The organism is Bacillus sp. SRB_331, assembly GCF_003264175.1.
In the GTDB taxonomy this organism is placed as follows: domain Bacteria; phylum Bacillota; class Bacilli; order Bacillales; family Bacillaceae_G; genus Bacillus_A; species Bacillus_A mycoides.
Genome location: NZ_NADV01000046.1, coordinates 398 through 18,530, shown reverse-complemented (window position 1 = coordinate 18,530; position 18,133 = coordinate 398). Strand labels below are relative to the sequence as shown.

Sequence of the window (18,133 nt, the reverse complement as noted above, 5' to 3'; positions counted from 1 at the left end):
CTTGGAGTGATAGGCATGATAGGCTCGTTATTCGGAAAAGATTCCAATTGAGAAAAGCACATCCATAAAGGAGGATTGGTAACTATGAGTGATAAAGTACTTGTTGTGGAAGATGAACGCGAAATTGCCGATTTGGTTGAGCTATACTTGAAAAATGAGAATTATACGGTTTTCAAATACTATACCGCCAAAGAAGCGTTGGAATGTATAGACAAGAATGTGCTTGATCTTGCTATATTGGATATCATGCTTCCCGACGCAAGTGGTCTCACTATCTGTCAAAAAATAAGGGACAAGCACACCTATCCAATTATCATGTTGACGGCGAAAGATACGGAAGTAGATAAAATTACAGGGCTAACAATTGGCGCGGACGATTATATTACAAAGCCCTTTCGCCCACTAGAGTTAATTGCGCGAGTCAAGGCGCAGTTACGCTGATACAAAAAATACAATGGAGTAACGGCACAGAACAAGAATGTTATCGTTCACTCTGGTCTTGTCATTAATATAAGCACGCATGAGTGTTCTCTGAACGAGAAGCCGTTATCTCTCACTCCCACCGAGTTTTCAATCCTGCGCATCCTCTGTGAAAACAAGGGGAATGTGGTTAGCTCTGAGCAGCTGTTTCATGAGATATGGGGTGACGAATATTTCAGCAAGAGCAATAACACCATCACCGTGCATATCCGACATCTGCGCGAAAAAATGAACGACACCATTGATAATCCAAAGTATATAAAAACGGTATGGGGGATTGGCTATAAAATTGAAACATAAAAATAAGAATAAAAAAATTGATTATTCCAAACTAAAACGAAAACTCTATCTGTATATCCTTGGGATTGTTATGGCAGCAGTTATATTTGTGCTGTTTTTGCGTCTATTTATCCAGGGGACACTTGGGGAGTGGATCGTACGTTTTTTGGAAAACAGTTATCACTTAGAGCGCTGGGACGCAATGATAATATATCAGTATACTATACGGAACAATATAGAAATTTTTATTTATGTGGCGGTTGCCATTAGTATTCTTATTCTATGCCGCGTTATGCTTTTAAAATTTGTAAAATACTTTGACGAGATAAATACCGGTATTGATATACTTATTCAGAACGAAGATAAACAAATTGAGCTTTCTGCGGAAATGGAGTTCATGGAACAGAAGCTCAACACATTAAAGCGAACCCTTGAAAAGCGAGAGCATGATGCAAAGCTGGCCGAACAAAGAAAAAATGAAGTTGTTATGTACTTGGCGCACGATATTAAAACGCCTCTTACATCAGTTATCGGTTATTTGATCCTGCTTGACGAGGCACCAGACATGCCGAGAGAGCAAAAGGCAAAGTATGTGCATATCACGTTAGACAAAGCGTATCGCCTGGAACAGCTAATCGACGAGTTTTTTGAGATTACGCGATATAACCTCCAAACGATTACGCTCACGAAAAAGCACATAGACCTATACTATATGCTGGTGCAAATGACTGATGAATTTTATCCCCAGCTTGCCGCGAAGGGCAAACAGGTGGTTATCCATGCTTCCGAAGATTTGACCGTATTTGGTGATCCTGATAAGCTAGCGAGGGTCTTTAACAATATTTTGAAAAACGCCGCTGCATACAGCGAGGACGACAGCGTTATTGACATTACAGCGGGCCTCTCCGAGGATGTGGTATCCATCGTTTTCGAGAACGTCGGAAACATCCCGAAAGATAAACTCGCTACCATATTTGAAAAGTTTTACAGATTGGATGATGCCCGTTCTTCTGATACGGGCGGCGCGGGACTTGGATTGGCGATTGCAAAAGAAATCATTGTTCAGCATGGCGGACAGATTTACGCGGAAAGTAATGATAACTATACGACGTTCACGGTAGAGCTTCCAGCCTTCCAAGACTTGGTTGATAAAGGGAATTCTTAGAAAATAATCATTGTTTCTTAAGAAAATCTTAAGGTCATCTCTACTTTTTCTTAGGAAATTAACAATTTAATATTAAAAAATGGCTCGTTCTTATGCGGTAGACTTAAACCATAAGAACGAGCTTTTTTTGTTTCGTCAAAGAAAGATATGATAAGTTATGCGTGGATTAAAATAGCTCACATGTTTAGAGAAAGAGTGACACAAATATTTCTTTTCCTTTTAGCGAATTGTGTCAAATGAGCAATCGGCTGTTTTGGATGTTCCTGCACACACCACTGAGCAGAGCATCCACATATAGCATCGCTTTGTAGAAAGTAATCGTTAAGAATTACATATCCGAAATTTTTAGCGCTGAATCAGCGTGTCATTATCATCAAGTCACTTACTTAAGGAGGAAGCTGAAAATGAAGAAGTGGTGTTTTTTATTGTTATTTTTATTTTGCTTAGGTTTTGCTTTCATGAATAAAGCACTGTTTTTTCAGAATAAAGTAGAGGTTCAAAAATATGATCAAAATCACAAAGATAACATAGATAATACAGGGACTACCTCAATTATCCAAAAGAAAGAGATTGTAAAAGAACAGATCGATCAAGGGAATCTGCTCTTAATTAACAGTAAATATCCTATTCGCCAAGAGAGTGTGAAATCAGATATCGTAAATTTATCTAAACATAATGAATTGATAAATGGATACGGGTTGCTTAATGCTAATATTTATCTATCAAAAGAAATAGCAAAAAAATTTTCAGAGATGATTAATAATGCTGTAAAGGAAGGTGTTAATCAATTTTTTATTAATAGTGGTTATCGTGACTTTGATGAGCAAAGTGGACTTTACCATGAGATGGGGGCTGATTATGCCTTACCAGCAGGTTATAGTGAACATAATTCAGGTTTATCACTTGATGTAGGATCAGGCTTAACGAAAATGGACCGAGCACCTGAAGGAAAGTGGATAGAAAAAAATGCTTGGAAATACGGTTTTATCTTACGCTATCCCTCGGATAAAACGGATGTTACAGGAATTCAATATGAACCTTGGCATATTCGCTATGTCGGTTTGCCTCACAGTGCGATTATGGAAGAAATGAATTTAGCCTTGGAAGAATACCTGGATTATTTAAAAGAAGAAGAGAGCATTTCAGCAAGTATTGATGGGGAAAAATATACGATTTCATATTATCCCTTTTTTCAAAACAAGACAATTGAAGTTGAAATACCAGTAAATGAATTTTATGAAATATCTGGAAATAATATAGGTGGGGTGATTGTGACCACCCGTTCTTAAATTATATTCTAAAATGACAAAGTTATAGATTAAAATGTAAAGTTAGGAGATTCTATATGCATTCAGGAGTTTTGATTAATTATTTATATACTTATTTTTTTACTATTATTTTTTGTATAGTGTTTCAAATTGGATTTTATTTTAAAACGAAAAAAAATATATCTATTCAGCATTTTCTATGGGTGTATGTTTTTCTATTCTACCTTTCACTAGTGTATAAGGTGACGCAGATAGGGACTATATGGGACATAGGGAGATACGAAACATTAATTCGCGCAAATCAAATTAACTTGATTCCATTTGCTTCTGAAGGTATGACTACTTATGTCTTAAACATTTTACTGTTTATGCCATTAGGTTTTTTATTGCCGACTATTTGGCCGCAGTTTAGAACAATAAAAAATACTGCCTATGCTGGATTCGGTTTTTCATTGGCTATTGAGTTAGGTCAATTGCTAGATAATAGAATTACAGATATTGATGATTTATCTATGAACACCCTGGGAGCAATTATTGGGTATTTATTATATAGAGTATTATTTAAAATGATATATAAAAGAGATGAAAAAAAGATTGATAATAATTTTTCTCTAGTAATAAAATACGAGGCTATTTTTTATTTAGTTTGCTCATTTGTAGGTATGTTGTTAATTTATTATCCAGTTTTATTTAGACGTCCTCTAATCCTTCAATAAGGTGATTAAGATACTGTCAGATAATATAAATATAGTAAATTGATTCTTAAATAATAGGATATCACAGATACCCATTTATATTAAATTCTCACAGAAATCTTTCAACACTATTCTTACTGAAGGTTGAGTGATTATTGAATTGATTTCTATTGCTCCCGTTTTATATCAAAGTACCAGCCTTTAATTAACAATTATATCCATTGCGAAAAAATAAGATAGGCTGTAATATTTACCAGTATTTAAATGCCGAAAATTGTTTAAATCATTTCAACCAGTATTTAAGAGGAGAATACAATGAACAAACTAAAAAGGTTACTAAAACGTAAAACGACTTGGATAATTCTTATCCTATTCGTTTTTGTTTATGTAAATAACAGTTCTTTTTTTGCTAAGAGGGACGATGGAACTCCTCTTCTTCTTGCTCACCGAGGACTTTCGCAAACATTTAGCATGGAAGGGATTGAGGGTGATACATGTACAGCAGAACGTATAAATAAACCTGAACACTCTTATTTAGAAAATACAATTCCATCTATGGAAGCTGCATTTAAAGCTGGAGCTGATCTAGTAGAGTTTGATGTTCAACCAACTAAAGATAATAATTTTGTTATTTTTCATGACTGGACACTTGATTGCCGTACTAATGGTAAAGGCGTTACAAGACATTTTACAACAAAAGAATTACAAGCACTTGATATTGGTTACGGTTATACAGCTGATGGAGGTAAAACATTCCCGTTTCGTGGTAAAGGGATTAATCTTATGCCAACACTTGATGAAGTACTATACCATTTTCCAGATCGTTCTTTTCTTATTCATATTAAAAGTGATGATGAAAATGAAGGAATCCAATTGGCTGCTCACCTTAAGAAATTACCAGCGAAACGCCTTGATCAACTAACTGTATATGGTGGCGATAAACCAATTGCTGCGATAAAAGAGCGTATCCCTAGTTTACGAACAATGTCAAAAGCGACCATGAAAAAAGATCTTATTACTTATATGGCATTAGGGTGGACTGGCTACATACCTTCAAGCCTGAAGCATGGAGAGTTACATATACCAGACGAAGTAGCTCCTTGGCTTTGGGGATGGCCAAATCGTTTTCTTAATCGAATGGATAAAGCAGATACTCGAGTTATCATTGTAGGAGGAAATGGGTTTGGATTTTCAAGTGGATTTGACTCATCTGAAGATATAAAACGTCTTCCTGACGATTTTACAGGTGGGATTTGGACAAATCACATTGATAAAATAGCACCTTTATTTAAGAAATAAGGGATGATATAACAATCGAAGTTTTATATACCGATAAACACCCCTGATTTCCTATACATAATGGAGATCAGGGGTGTTTCTGCATGAATGGAACTTACTGTATTTATATTCGAACAGAAGCACGACAACCATCAAAGAATAACCCGCTAGATATAAAAAAATGAACTGAATCTCCATAAATAACTCACTGTAGAGAAGTGATTTTTTCGTTTTGGGGTACTTTCAAAATATTAGGTTGATGGTGATGTGGCGGGACCCCATCGCTATCAAGCTAAGAAAGAGAAATGCCCCCTAAAATGAAAAAATACTGTAGATTTGAAATAAAGTTTAATTAAAAACTAGCTAAAAAAATTGATTTCATTATAAAAAAATCCCACTTATTTTGAAGACAGATTATTCAAAATAAGTGGGATTAGTTATTCTATACTACAAAATTTTATGAATAAGTTTAATCATTTCTATGATTCATAATTACAACTCGTGATTGAATTAGTCCAAGTTGTTTTCCCTTAGGAATAATATCATTTTCATTACCATTTTCTTCTATCTTTATATATAATTAATTTGTATTTTATATATAAATAGGAGGAAATTTATGACTACAAATAAGGGCTACATTCGTTATATTCGGGAAAAAGTAGGGCACGATTTAATATTTCTTAATTTTGCTGGAGGTATTGTTTATAACGAAAGAAATGAAATTCTTTTACAAAAACGAGGAGATAGAAATGAGTGGGGTCTTCCAGGTGGTGCTATGGAACTTGGAGAATCTCTTGAAGAAACCGCTAAGCGAGAAATACTTGAGGAGACAGGATTAAATGTTGAGGTTGAACATCTTATAGGTGTCTACTCTAAATATTCTGGTGAGTTTCCGAACGGAGATAAAGCTCAGATTATCACTCATTGTTTTCAATGCAAGCCAATTGACGGAGAACTTACTGTAGATGGTATTGAGACTTTAGATTTAAAATACTTCCCAATAGACCAAATACCGAAATTATTCACAAAACAACACGAAGATGCCTTAGAAGATTGGTTTTCCAAAAGAAAAGGTGTATTTAGATAAAAACACTTTCAAATTAATTATCCACAATCTTTAACTAACGGGCGCTTTAATTGAGTAAGAAACTAAAAACTTTTAACTTCTGCTTTCAAAAATTATGTAAATAAGTTGTCCATATGGGCGGCTTATTGTATTTTTATGCTTAACGTGTTTTTCTTCAAAAATGCTGACGGCACCCCTGGGAGCATAAAAAAAGCAACAAAATACTAAACTTTAGAAGTTAAATAAAGGGTAATTAAAAAAAGCATACGGAGCGCGATTCTTTATAATTGTAATACATATTTTCATATTGTTAAAACACTCAAAATTTCTCTTAGGGATGGATATTTTGTATGTTCTATTTACGTAATTTATGTTACGGTTTCATATGTTAATTACCTACAATTATTTTGGGGAAGGGGTATGGGGGTATGAAGGCACTGAAACTAATATCTTTAGCATTTTCACTTATGTTAGTAGCAGGGTTTCAGTTATCAACTTGTAAGGAGCATAATAATGAAGTCAAATAAAATAGTAACTCTTGCAATACCTATTCTATTATTAGTAGGTTGTGGGGTAGGAGATAAAGATTCTACTCCTAAGACTGAGCAAACTAGTAAAGCAATAATGAAAACCGTAATATCTGAAAAACAGTATCCGTATTATATTTGTGAGCAACTGGTAGAGTTTCAATTCAAGAAGGATGAAATATTGTTAAAATTAGGAGAAGCTTCAAAGGACAATAAGAAATATAAAGATGTATTTAAAGCAGCAAACGATATGGATGAAGCCTTGGATCGTATGGAGAACATAACAGTACCTGATAAATACAAAGATATTCATAAACTCGTACTAGAAGGGATAACAGATGCAAGAAAAGGAACAAAGTTAATAAAAGACGCCAATAAAGACGATGGACTGAAGATTCAAGAAGTTGTATTAAAAAGTTCTCCATATATGTCAGGGGTAGATGGAGAACAGTGGAGAGAAGCAATTTATAAGTTAAATCAGGAAACCAAAGATGCCTACGCCAAAGCACTTGATAAGAAAATGGAAGAACATACAAAGTAATAGAGTAACTTGTAACAATACATACAATCATTTGACTTAATAAACGGTAATAGAAAAATGAAAGCAAAGAGACTTGTAATATTTGCTTTACCAATTATGTTATTACCAGCTTGTATATTTGCTGAATGGGGAAATACTTCAACTTTATGGTTTAATACAGACCTCTTGGAGTTAGAAAATGAATCATCTACAGAAGAATTAAAAGCATTATTTATGAATAGTAAAATTTAATACATAATAAGAAAAGCCGACTCAATTAAGAGCCGGTACTTTTTTATTGCCGCTAATAATTATTTGCGTTTTAAAGAAATCTCAATTAATCATTCAATATAAATTAGATGGTTTATTTAGCATTAAATATCATGATAGGCCCTATGCAATGATAAATGATGTGTATCCGAATTTCTTTAAAGAGTGGGAATTCATGATGAAAACTAGAAACTATTGGACAAGAGCGATGGCATTAGAAGCCTTAAAATGGACCATAGAGGAAAAAGAAAAATTGACGAATATACAATATATATATTGGCAATGCATAAATGGTTACGCACATCGTTAGATAGATTTTGGAATAAGAACCCGCGTGCAATGTTAGACGAACTGTATCCAGATTCATATACATAAGACACGATTGCTTTAGATAAATCAAAATTACATACAATATGTAGCACGTAAAAGGAGTATGTACGGGGGTGTAAATTCTTTACAATGTAAGCGATTTCCGTTATAATAAATATGGGTTGGATGACACGAGTGGTCGTCATGGTATTTGGCGTAGGTGGGGCCAATACTAGTTTGGTATAAACAAACAACTTATTAAAAGCGGGAACAAGTTCTCCTCAAATATTGATATGCTAGAAGACAAAGGGGTCACTTATTTATATATTTTTAGACGTTCGCGCTCTGGTCCAATTTTAAATTACAGATACATATACGAGGATTGTTGTTGGATCATTCATTTCGTTGTTTGTATATACAATTATATATTTTCATAGAAACAAGCAGGTATGAGAATATACGTGCTTGTTTTTTTATGATATACCAAGATTCATTTAAAACGGTATTAGGGAAAAAAGGGAAACAATCTTACACTAATCCTCTCCCATCTTTGAAAAATATAAAAAATTATTTTATTTCATCAAATGTATCCAACTTTTTAAGTACATTCGTTTTTTTTTATCTTCCTAGAAATAATAAGCAAAGCTAGGTTAACCAAAGCTAAAAAGATATCTATACAAATGACCCAAATTTCATTTTTTATATAAGAATTAGCTAAAAGCAATAGAAATAAACTAATTCCTGCTATTAAACCCACTTTGTTTTGAATTATTTTTAACATACCCTCATCTCCTGCTGTCTATTTTGCACCATTCGTAATGCGGAAAATATAAATATTAAAAAGAATTTTAGTAGTTAATTGAATGAAAATATACAGTAAAAAGCAACTTTAAAATGCTATTTCATAACAAATTATATCCTGAAAATGTAAATTCGTATATAGTGATATTCAAGGTAGAGGTGATTATCATGCAAAGTTTAAAGTTCGTAAAATTCAACATGTTTATATTTGCTAAATTATGTATTTTGAATTTGATTCAATTTTTTTCTAATCTTTACACAGAACATACAATTCAATGGCTGAAAGGCTTCTCAGCCATTGAGCTTAATAAATCTGAATTCCTTATAATTTTCCCCCTAAAGTGTTGTGATGAAATTTCACGTACCATACTTTCACTATATTTTTATAAAATAAGGTGATAAAGGAATTAAAGTACTCTCATGGAAAGTAATATCAATAAGAATTTCACACTTAATTACGTAAAACAATACACGGGCAAATATATTTTTATATGTTTGCCCGTGTATTGTTTTCATTTCATATAGTTCAATTGTCTCGACATAATAACAACAATGTGTACATTCTTTTAAGTGTAAATCTAATTGTAGGCTGGATAATTATTTTTATATAAATAACTACATCAAATTGTATTAGTTTTTTATATAAAAAAGTTAGAGAATTATCTTAGTTATTAAATAGATTCTGCCTATACTTTAAGTAGAGCCCAATTTATTAAATTTAAATAGTTTATATGTTTATATATAGAATTTTGAAGGGGGTATATTGTAAATGATTCCAACGTCAACATACGTGGCTAAATGGGTATTAGATGACTTAACACTTGCATCAAGACCAAATCAGGGGATCAAACTAAGTACATTTAAAAAGTTAGAAAAACTTTATGTAGAATTCAGAGAAATGATTGAGGGAGATACTAGCTTTGAAATCACCCATTATTTGCTAGAGTTTATCAATCCGCATAATCTCTTTGTAGTAAGAGAGGGTTACTATATATTTGATAATAAAACGATGAAATTTATTAAAGTATCGGATGACATCCATTTTTCAAATCAAAGCTTAGCGTACTGTAATAATGGAGTTGCAGTGGATTTAATAAACGGAAAAATGAATTTTTTAGAAGGGCATTATTATAAAGTTAAGACCTCATATGTTGATTTATTAAAAGGAGAAACTATCCCTGTAATGGTACTAAGTCATTTAGATAATAATGTTGGAGTATCAGTTCCTTTGACAATGTTTAATGAGGAAAGAACTTTTAAAATTTCAGAGAGTTATATAGTGGATCTTACCTCAAAGAATTGTAACAATGAGAGTGAATTTAGTGAAAAGGGAAACGTATTACGATTTCTAAAACCTTCTATTGTGTAGTTAAGTATATATGCAAATTAAATTCATAATGAATTTAAGAGGGTGAAAAAATTGTCTTTTGAAATGTATACAGCCTTTCGAGGTAAAGTAATTATAAAGGATGAATATAAAGAATTGGTGGAATTAATAAATACAGAAAACTGGGAAGAAGCAGCTTTAAAGTTTCCATTTGTTAAAGAATATATAAAAGTTAATCAAAGTAAAGACATTCCATTTACAAAGGAACAGATAGATGAAGCATTAGCAGAAGATGATTTTCTATATATGAGGTGGCACGTAGGCAACTGGGAAGAAGAGAATGACTATTATACAAATTTAAAAGGTTATGAATGGTCATTTATAGCCAATCTAAAGAATTACAGAGATAAAGAACATAACGTGACACCTATTACATTATTTATGAATGTGATATTAAAAGAAGTAGCAGAACATATTATAAAGCTGGAAGCTTGGTATGGTGAAGCTGATGAACCAGAAGAATATGTTTTTATTAATAATGAATTTATTAAGAAGTTCTAGCAGTAATGAAATATTGCTGCTTTTTTATTTCTTTATACACTAAAATTATTGTTGTTGGCTTCATATATATTCATTTATAATAGAATGTGGAAAATTTTACACTGCAATAATAAAGATTTTTAGTATACAAGAGCTGGGAGCAGCTCTTTTTATTTTGCTCAGGGGGAGTGTGAAAGAAAAAAGTTTATGTTAGTGACGAAGTTAAATGATCTAATAGAAAATAAAAAATTAGAATTAGTAGAACTGGTAAATAAACATGGCTTTAGTCATACGAAAGTCCTCCATTTAAGCCAGGAAATTGATAAATTAATTAATAAATATATGATTATAAAAAAGGAACCCTATTATAGTAGGGTTCAAAGGGAACAGATACATAAAATAAATAAAGAGAATAATTTAATTATATAAGAAATTTCATACTGTAATATTGAGAAAGTGTAAAACATTAATTAATTATTTTCGTTTGAAAAGTGATGTGATTACTATTTTAAAATTAAGAACAGAGTTAATAGATAAAGCTGTTTAACGAATTAAGTTAACAGAAGACAATATGTTTTAGTAAACAGAGAGCGGAACTTACATTAAATTTTATATAAAAAGTTACTAGAAATGAATGAACCTGGGCAATTTAGGTGGTGTGATAATTGAACAAGTTAGAAAAATTCTCTAAAGTCTTTGTAATCTTTTTTATTTTGTATGTGATATTACTTATATTTTCTCCAAGTAGAATAGTAGGGAGGTCAGCTATCCAAAAAGATGACATAAAATTACACGTATACGCACAAGCCACTACGGGAGTACCTCAAAAAATAAGTAAAAGTGATTTAGCTATATTAAAAGAAAAAGTTAAAGATACATATCCTAATGTAAAATCTACGGACATTGAGCTTGAAGGTGATACACCTTTCCTTCATGTTGATGATCCAGCTTATATAGGAGAATTTACTGTATACGGAAAAGTTATAGGTACAAAATTAAATGAAATATCGAGAGAAAATACAGTTGCAGTTTTAAAAGTTTCATATTGGGATATGCCTATGATTCGATACTTGTTTTATGAAGACTCTGTCGTAAGGCTATCTATTATAATTTTGTTACCTATATTTTTTGTTGCACTTTGCATCCTTTGTTTATGTTCTAAAAAAAGAGACCGATCGTAATAGGCGGTCTTTTTACGTTTACACATAGAATTGTGGGATGGAAAAGAAGCCCAATTAGGAGTTCAACAACATAGTACAGGATAAAGCTTGCTGCACAGGTGCAAAGACATATATTGAAGAAAAAGAAGGCAGCAACGAAAGAATAAGCGCAACATTTTGTTAATGAATTAATCAAAAAAGATTAAATGCATCTTACTGCTAGATCTTGATTTCGCAAAAAATTCCGCTTCATTTCCTCCATCCACAAAGCCACCAATATTTCTAAAAACTCCACATTCACCGGGGCCTAAATATCGTACTCCTACATAATCATTATAGCTATCAGGATCGTACTCCCATAATTCAACCTTTAACTTACTAGTTGAACCTACTTCAGCAGCTCGACAAATCTTATAATCTCCACCAGTAGAAGCATATACATCACTTTCAGCACCATTAGAATATAGCGTTTGTTCTCCTAAGTAATCCCATCCAGAACTAAAAGGCTCTATTGTGTTTGCAAATGTAGAAGAAGGGACCAACAATACTAACAACGTCGTTACGAATGCCATCATACTTATTTTAAATTTTTTCATTCTTATTCCTCCCTTGTTTTTAATTAAAAATTTTTGTTCTTCACATAATACATAAAATATTTTGTTTTGTTCCAAATAAATGAATGCTTTAAAATAATGTTGTTTGAAAACACTTCTATCCATATGTCAGAGCAAATAAAAAAACATTTTTTAAATAGTCTCATTAAAAATCAATTGAATTTCATTAATTGAAAGAGAGGGAAACACTACGATTTTTTTCAAATCAATGCATAAGACATACAATTACCTAATAGAAAAAGCGTAGCAACATATTTATATTAATTTTCTATCTCTCCCGCTTTATATCAAAGTACGAATCTTTAATTGCCAATGATATCCATTGCATTGTAATAAGATAGGTTGTAACATTTACCGGTATTTAAATGACAAACGTTGTTTAAATCATTTCAACAAATAGTTAAGAGGAGAATACAATGATTAAAATAAAAAGGTTACTGAAACGTAAAACGACTTGGATAATTCTTATCCTATTCGTATTTGTTTATGTAAATAACAGTTCTTTTTTTGCTAAGAGGGATGAGGGGGCTCCTATTCTTCTTGCTCACCGAGGACTTTCACAAACATTTAGCATGGATGGGATTGAGGGTGATACATGTACAGCAGAACGCATAAATAAACCTGAATATCCTTATTTAGAAAATACAATTCTATCTATGGAAGCGGCATTTAAAGCTGGAGCTGATCTAGTAGAGTTTGATGTTCAACCTACTAAAGATAATAATTTTGTTATTTTCCATGATTGGACACTTGATTGCCGTACTAATGGTAAAGGTGTTACAAGAGATTTTACAACAAAAGAATTACAAGCACTTGATATTGGATACGGTTATACAGCTGATGGGGGGAAAACATTCCCGTTCCGTGGTAAAGGGATTAATCTTATGCCAACACTCGATGAAGTACTTAACCATTTTCCAGATCGTTCTTTTCTTATTCATATCAAAAGTGATGATGAAAATGACGGAATCCAATTGGCTGATTATCTCAAGAAACTACCAGCAAAACGCCTTGAGCAACTAACTGTATATGGTGGTGATAAACCAATAGCTGCGATTGAAGAGCGTATCCCTAGTTTACGAACAATGTCAAAAGCAACTATGAAAAAGGATCTTCTTACTTATATTGCGTTAGGATGGACTGGTTACATGCCTTCAAGCCTGAAGCATGGTGAGTTGCATATACCAGACAAAGTAGCTCCTTGGCTTTGGGGATGGCCAAATCGTTTTCTTAATCGAATGGATAAAGCGGATACTCGAGTTATCATTGTAGGAGGAAATGGATTTGGATTTTCAAGTGGATTTGATTCACCTGAAGATATAAAACGTCTTCCCGAGGAATATACAGGTGGAATTTGGACAAATCGCATTGATAAAATAGCACCTTTATTTAAGAAATAAGGGGTGATTTAATAATCGAAGTGTTTATATGGTTGCAGTATTACTTTAAGTTCCCAGAATTGTTGTTGTAGAATTGATAGAATTAAATATTTAACAAAAAAGATGAACTTATGATATATTTTTAAAGTAGTGCACAAGTGCAAAATCACAAAAAGATCACCTGTTAAATTTTATAGGTGGTCTTTTAATGTTTATTAAATAATCTTTTGATTGAAATAGTGCAGAGGTTTTTTACTTATTTTCAATAGATAAAACTACATGAAAATAAGTAAAAAAGTGGAGAGTTATTTGTCTAAATATATAGAATTTTTAACAAAAATTCATAATTATGTTATATAATGATGTTAATAAACCATATTTTAGGCATTACCCCCGATTGTGCAGAATAAATATTTTTTTGATGAGCTAAAGTATTTGGCTAAAAGAACTTGTAGCGGGGCCTGCTACAAGTTCTTTTATTTTTTCAGTATAGGAAAATAAGAAAAAAGGAGGGAATACAAGTATGACAAGAAATTTAAAGAAAGCAGCTCTTAATTCGTTAGATGGTAAATGGGGGGGAGGAATAGGAGTATCAGCGTTAAACTATTTTGTACCTACTCTTAGTGCATCAGCAATCGCGACATTCATGTATTTAATAGTTGGCCTGTTTATTGGGGTAATTGGTTTGGATGTAATCTTTATTTATTCAATTAGTGGGCAACCCCAAGTAGACCCTACTGCACTAGTTTTACTTATTCTAAGTTATATTTTTTTAGGACTTATTTGTTTCTTAATTTACAGTTCCATACAAGGCATCTTTAATTATGGATATTCTGCTTTTACCTTACATTTAGGGGAAAATGAAGATGCTAAAGTGGACGATGTATTTCTAGGATTTAAAAAAAGCAATTTGTTTAGATCAGTAAAATTGGCCCTGTTGCAAGCTATTTTTCTTTTTTTATGGAGTCTCTTATTAATTGTTCCAGGTATTATTAAATATTTTTCTTATTCCATGTCGTATTACATATTAGTAGAGAATCCTGATTATACAGCAAGTGAAGCATTGAGAGAAAGTAAAAGAATAATGAGAGGACAAAAACTAAAGTTATTTGTTCTTTGGTTATCATTTATTGGTTGGTTTTTATTGGCCGCATTTATAGGAATGTTTACATTTAATCTATCATTTATTTTCATTTCTCCTTATTACAACACAACTGTCTCACATTTTTACTTAGATTTAATTAAAAAACAGGGTGTTGGAGAAGCCAAGATAAGTATATAAATAGGAAGAAAGTATGTATAAGGTGAAATATATACTTTCTTGACAGTGGATATGCGATTAAGCATATCCATTTTTTAATATTATATTAAAAGACATAAGCTGCTGGATATATCATATTTATTATGATTTGAGCAAGGTCACCGTAAACGTGTTGCAAGTTGGATTGAATAGGGAAAGGATACCGCAAACATGTTACAAGTTGGATTGAAAAGGGCAAGAATACCGTAAACGTGTTGTAAGTTGGATTGAAAAGGGCAAGAATACCGTAAACGTGTTGCAAGTTGGATTGAAAAGGGCAAGGATACCGCAAACATGTTGCAATTTAGAAGAAATAGGGTAAGGATTATACAAAGATTGGAGTACTGATTATCGAATGGATTTTGTTGTTTACCAAGGGAAATATCCTTTATTTGTTATTGAATATAATGGTATACAACATTATAAATATATGAAATCTGAGTATTTTGGGGGTTTTAAGGGGTCAAGAAAGCGAATGTTACGAGACAAAATAAAACGAAATTTTTGTTGGGGGCTTGGATTACCTGTTGTAGATATTCCCTATAGTGAGACCAATAATCAAATAGAAGAAACTATTTTATATTTTCTAAAGTTATATGAGCTAATTTAATGGTAGCACCACATCCATCAAGCTACAGTTATGAAGTCCCTTTAAACAAAAATTTTTATCTCTTTACAATTATTTATGATCATTTAGCTCATTTTTGTCGTTTGGAGAACAACCAATTTTTAATATAGATATTTAATTATATTACTGTCCTTTGGTTCAGCTTCATGAATCATAAAATTACCTATCTTTTGCATTTAATATATCATGGTAAAGACAAAAATCGATTATGGCTATAAGTCTATATAGACTTTTTCTCCACCTGGAATCTTAAATTTATTTACATCATATTCTTTAATTATATATACCTTTATAGCTTCAAAATCTTTACCAAAAGTAAGAGATGGATTTTTAAAGAAATATATTATTTCTTCCTCGTCATAAATTCGGGCTTTAATTATTTCTTTGTTCGAGTGAAACGATAAATTGACTCCTTTGTAAAAATATTCGTAGTATCCTTCTTCATCCTGCTCACTCTTATCTTCAAAAGGAACAGATTCAATATGATATATATTCCCATTTACATTTATTGATTTCATACAGCATTACGCCCTTTTCAAGAATATCCATAAGAAATTAAATAGTCTCTGTTTATCATACCAAAAATAGGGGATTTACTTTTGGAATTTATAAAAAATATATAGGATTAAATTAAAACCTTTATATTATTTTTCATATTACTTTATTATCTCTGTACAATTGTGCAATGTGTCATAGAAGTAGACGTATTGTAATGAGATGTAATGAAGATTAATGGCCCTTAAGAATATAAAATAAGAAGATCAACCTAGAAAAAATATCTAGTTTGATCTTCTATTATCAGATTTTTAATCAATGCATTTTTACTCTTAAAAGGGGTCCTACCACATCGCTATCAAGCTAATAAAACAAAATCCCCCCTAAAATGAAAAAATACGCTATTCTTTCTGTAGAATCATAGGAAAGGATGGCGTTTTTGTATGTCTATTTCTGTATCCGATGAATTACGACTATTTGCTCAAGAGATTCAAAGCTTTTTATCTCCAAATATCTTACGAAATCTTGCTAGAGATGTTGGTTTTGTACAACGAACCAGTAAGTATCAAGCAAAGGATTTAGTCGCTTTATGTGTATGGGTGAGCCAAAATGTCGCTACGACTTCTTTAACTCAGTTATCTAGCTGTTTGGAAGCATCAACAGAAGTGCTCATCAGTCCTGAGGGACTGAATCAACGATTTAATAAAGCGGCCGTCCAATTTTTACAACACATATTAGCTGAACTACTAAACCAAAAATTGGTCTCGTCTATGCCGATTTCTTCTCCATATACTTCTGTTTTCAAGCGTATTCGTATTTTAGATTCAACTGCATTTCAACTTCCAGATCCCTTTGCATTCATTTATCCAGGGGCAGGAGGATGCAGCCATACGGCGGGGATAAAGATCCAACTTGAGTATGATCTATTAAGTGGACAGTTCCTACATATTCATACAGGTCCAGGTAAACAACATGATCGAACCTACGGTTCTCTGTGTGCCCCAACTGTAACGGCGAATGATTTATGTATCCGAGATTTAGGTTATTTTCATTTGAAAGATCTTCAACATATACAAGATAAAAAGGCTTACTATATCTCTCGTATCAAGTCGAATACACGTATTTATCAAAAAAATCCCAATCCCGATTATTTTCAAGATGGAAGAATCAAGAAAGGTACAGAGTATATACAGATAGATATGGAGATCTTAATGAACTCTCTTCAACCAGGACAAACATGTGAAATATCCACCGCTTATGTAGGAATGACTGATAAAGTACCAACTCGTGTGATTGTTCATCGACTTACAGAAGAACAACAAAAAAAACGTCTACAAGATCAAGCTGTTCGAGAGAAAAAGAAAGGAATGAAGTATTCTTCTCGTAGTAAACGACTCAGTGGTATCAATGTATATATGACAAACACCCCTACAGATATTGTCCCGATGGGACAAGTACATGATTGGTATTCTTTACGTTGGCAAATCGAGATTTTATTTAAAACATGGAAATCATTCTTTCATATTCATCATTGTAAAAAGATAAAACGAGAACGATTGGAATGCCATTTGTATGGACGACTGATTGCCATCCTACTCTGTTCTTCTACCATGTTTCAAATGCGGCAATTACTTCTTATGAAGAAGAAACGAGAACTGAGTGAATATAAGGCCATATATATGATTAAAGATTATTTTCTTCTTCTTTTCCAAGCTATACAGAAAGACACCCAAGAGCTATCAAAGATTTTAATTCGCCTGTTCAACCTCTTACAGCAAAACGGGAGAAAATCTCATCGATATGAGAAGAAAACAGTCTTTGATATATTAGGTGTCGTTTACAATTATACCATGTCTGATAATCAAGCCGCTTAATTCAAAAAAGTGAAACCCGTTAGGGTTTATTTCGTATGCAAATCTTTCAATCATCTACACTTGCCCTTTAGAAAAAAGAAACAATCCCGCCTGAAATTGACTTTGCATAAGCTTAGCTTGATAGCGATGGGGTCCTACCACACATCCATCAACTTAAG

Annotated in this window: 19 protein-coding genes and 2 pseudogenes; 18 read left to right on the top strand and 3 right to left on the bottom strand. The window is 32.4% G+C overall.

The window, feature by feature from the left end:
- Nucleotides 1–84: 84 nt before the first annotated feature.
- The 10 genes and pseudogenes from vanR-A to B5P42_RS32295 all read left to right on the top strand — a co-directional run bounded on the left by vanR-A (nt 85) and on the right by B5P42_RS32295 (nt 7,923).
- Nucleotides 85–780, top strand: a pseudogene (vanR-A, locus tag B5P42_RS26885) (vancomycin resistance response regulator transcription factor VanR-A).
- On the top strand, nt 770–1,924 hold the full coding sequence (gene vanS, locus B5P42_RS26880) for a vancomycin resistance histidine kinase VanS (RefSeq protein ID WP_113735688.1): 1,155 nt from the start codon (nt 770–772) through the stop codon (nt 1,922–1,924). Before vanR-A ends, vanS begins: the two are co-directional and overlap by 11 nt.
- A gap of 404 nt (nt 1,925–2,328) precedes the next feature.
- Nucleotides 2,329–3,213: a VanY-A/VanY-F/VanY-M family D-Ala-D-Ala carboxypeptidase gene (vanY, locus tag B5P42_RS26875; protein WP_113735649.1), complete on the top strand. Its 885-nt coding sequence runs from the start codon at nt 2,329–2,331 to the stop codon at nt 3,211–3,213.
- 56 nt (nt 3,214–3,269) lie between these two features.
- Nucleotides 3,270–3,908, top strand: a complete 639-nt coding sequence (locus B5P42_RS26870) for a VanZ family protein (protein WP_113735648.1) — start codon at nt 3,270–3,272, stop codon at nt 3,906–3,908.
- A gap of 294 nt (nt 3,909–4,202) precedes the next feature.
- Nucleotides 4,203–5,186 (top strand): glycerophosphodiester phosphodiesterase family protein, encoded by a 984-nt coding sequence (locus tag B5P42_RS26865; RefSeq protein ID WP_113735647.1) that lies wholly within the window; start codon nt 4,203–4,205, stop codon nt 5,184–5,186.
- Between the two features lie 595 nt (nt 5,187–5,781).
- Nucleotides 5,782–6,252, top strand: coding sequence for an NUDIX hydrolase (locus tag B5P42_RS26860; protein ID WP_113735646.1), 471 nt, complete (start codon nt 5,782–5,784; stop codon nt 6,250–6,252).
- A 492-nt stretch (nt 6,253–6,744) separates the two neighbouring features.
- A complete protein-coding gene (locus tag B5P42_RS26855; RefSeq protein WP_113735645.1) occupies nt 6,745–7,299 on the top strand; it encodes a hypothetical protein in 555 nt (184 codons plus the stop codon).
- Between the two features lie 57 nt (nt 7,300–7,356).
- Nucleotides 7,357–7,530, top strand: coding sequence for a hypothetical protein (locus B5P42_RS32140; protein ID WP_181458835.1), 174 nt, complete (start codon nt 7,357–7,359; stop codon nt 7,528–7,530).
- 76 nt (nt 7,531–7,606) lie between these two features.
- A pseudogene (locus tag B5P42_RS33440) lies at nt 7,607–7,808 on the top strand (hypothetical protein); the annotation flags it as partial.
- Entirely contained in the window at nt 7,777–7,923 is a 147-nt protein-coding gene (locus tag B5P42_RS32295; protein ID WP_220089406.1) for a hypothetical protein, read from the top strand. The pseudogene B5P42_RS33440 and the gene B5P42_RS32295, both read left to right, overlap by 32 nt.
- Before the next feature lie 532 nt (nt 7,924–8,455).
- On the opposite strand, the gene B5P42_RS26845 is transcribed toward B5P42_RS32295, so the two are convergent.
- A complete protein-coding gene (locus tag B5P42_RS26845; protein WP_234785709.1) occupies nt 8,456–8,638 on the bottom strand; it encodes a hypothetical protein in 183 nt (60 codons plus the stop codon).
- Between the two features lie 789 nt (nt 8,639–9,427).
- On the opposite strand from B5P42_RS26845, the gene B5P42_RS26835 reads away from it, so the two are divergent.
- From B5P42_RS26835 to B5P42_RS26820, 4 genes are all read left to right on the top strand, one after another.
- Nucleotides 9,428–10,027, top strand: a complete 600-nt coding sequence (locus B5P42_RS26835; protein WP_113735642.1) for a hypothetical protein — start codon at nt 9,428–9,430, stop codon at nt 10,025–10,027.
- Between the two features lie 63 nt (nt 10,028–10,090).
- Complete coding sequence (locus B5P42_RS26830) at nt 10,091–10,546, top strand: hypothetical protein (protein WP_113735687.1); 456 nt, start codon at nt 10,091–10,093, stop codon at nt 10,544–10,546.
- A gap of 186 nt (nt 10,547–10,732) precedes the next feature.
- Entirely contained in the window at nt 10,733–10,954 is a 222-nt protein-coding gene (locus B5P42_RS26825) for an aspartyl-phosphate phosphatase Spo0E family protein (protein WP_113735641.1), read from the top strand.
- A 236-nt stretch (nt 10,955–11,190) separates the two neighbouring features.
- Nucleotides 11,191–11,706, top strand: a complete 516-nt coding sequence (locus B5P42_RS26820) for a transposase (RefSeq protein ID WP_113735640.1) — start codon at nt 11,191–11,193, stop codon at nt 11,704–11,706.
- A 167-nt stretch (nt 11,707–11,873) separates the two neighbouring features.
- Here the strand turns inward: B5P42_RS26820 and B5P42_RS26815 are convergent, their stop codons facing one another.
- Nucleotides 11,874–12,281 (bottom strand): hypothetical protein, encoded by a 408-nt coding sequence (locus B5P42_RS26815; RefSeq protein WP_060751924.1) that lies wholly within the window; start codon nt 12,279–12,281, stop codon nt 11,874–11,876.
- Between the two features lie 434 nt (nt 12,282–12,715).
- On the opposite strand from B5P42_RS26815, the gene B5P42_RS26810 reads away from it, so the two are divergent.
- From B5P42_RS26810 to B5P42_RS26800, 3 genes are all read left to right on the top strand, one after another.
- On the top strand, nt 12,716–13,699 hold the full coding sequence (locus B5P42_RS26810; RefSeq protein ID WP_113735639.1) for a glycerophosphodiester phosphodiesterase family protein: 984 nt from the start codon (nt 12,716–12,718) through the stop codon (nt 13,697–13,699).
- A gap of 502 nt (nt 13,700–14,201) precedes the next feature.
- Complete coding sequence (locus B5P42_RS26805) at nt 14,202–14,960, top strand: DUF975 family protein (RefSeq protein ID WP_113735638.1); 759 nt, start codon at nt 14,202–14,204, stop codon at nt 14,958–14,960.
- A gap of 373 nt (nt 14,961–15,333) precedes the next feature.
- Complete coding sequence (locus tag B5P42_RS26800) at nt 15,334–15,588, top strand: PDDEXK family nuclease (protein WP_258397547.1); 255 nt, start codon at nt 15,334–15,336, stop codon at nt 15,586–15,588.
- Nucleotides 15,589–15,818: 230 nt separating this feature from the next.
- Here the strand turns inward: B5P42_RS26800 and B5P42_RS26790 are convergent, their stop codons facing one another.
- The gene (locus tag B5P42_RS26790) at nt 15,819–16,124 is read right to left on the bottom strand and encodes a hypothetical protein (protein ID WP_113735637.1); all 306 of its coding nucleotides are present in this window, start codon (nt 16,122–16,124) and stop codon (nt 15,819–15,821) included.
- 420 nt (nt 16,125–16,544) lie between these two features.
- On the opposite strand from B5P42_RS26790, the gene B5P42_RS26785 reads away from it, so the two are divergent.
- The gene (locus B5P42_RS26785; RefSeq protein ID WP_113735636.1) at nt 16,545–17,975 is read left to right on the top strand and encodes an IS4 family transposase; all 1,431 of its coding nucleotides are present in this window, start codon (nt 16,545–16,547) and stop codon (nt 17,973–17,975) included.
- Nucleotides 17,976–18,133 lie beyond the last annotated feature (158 nt).